The following is a 623-nucleotide window of genomic DNA, read 5'->3' as shown; positions in this document are numbered from 1 at the left end:
CACAAATTGTTTCTTCACAATATGGACATTGTCCGTAATCCTGTCTTTTGTTAGTTGTTCTGCCGATGGCGATTCTTATTCTGTTGAAGACAGCCAGGTGCCTTTGAACATTGAAGCTCCTTTCTCCGTTATTCTCAAAGCTTATTCAGAAAATCAGGATATCACTTCAAAAGGTGACGTTAAGAGCACTACACTGTATGTTTTCGACGAAAACGATGATTTCTACAAACAAATCACAGTCGACAGAGATTACCTGCTCCAGGTAAAGCCGGTTGAAATCAGCTGCCCGGGATCAAAGAAGATTACTGTTGTCGCTTGGGCCGGTCTTTCTAATGACAGCGAAGAAATCAGCTACATGAACCAGGCGAATATCATCTCAGACCTGCAAGTGAGCTTAAAAAATAACAACGGTGTGGCAAACAGTCTGCCGAGCGACCTGTTCTACGGACAAGTAACTGTTTACCGTTCAGCGACAAAGGCTGCTGCACAGGAATTAAAAATCGAACGCAAGGTCTCTTCCATGTCTATCCTGACAAAAGGTGTTTTCAAAGTTTTCGATTCGAAAGAAGGAAATTACTACTACAAAATAAAAAGAACGAAAAGTTCTTTCAATTGCAATGGAG

General features: G+C 41.4%; 1 protein-coding gene. It reads left to right on the top strand.

All coding sequences use genetic code 11. From position 1 onward, the window contains the following. The coding region (locus DW083_RS21950) for a FimB/Mfa2 family fimbrial subunit (protein WP_122333834.1) at nt 1-623 on the top strand (623 nt) is incomplete at both ends.

The sequence above is a fragment of the Parabacteroides sp. AF48-14 genome, from assembly GCF_003477465.1.
Lineage (GTDB): Bacteria > Bacteroidota > Bacteroidia > Bacteroidales > Tannerellaceae > Parabacteroides > Parabacteroides acidifaciens.
Note: the sequence above shows the minus strand (reverse complement) of the source record. Positions and strands in the feature narration are given on the sequence as shown.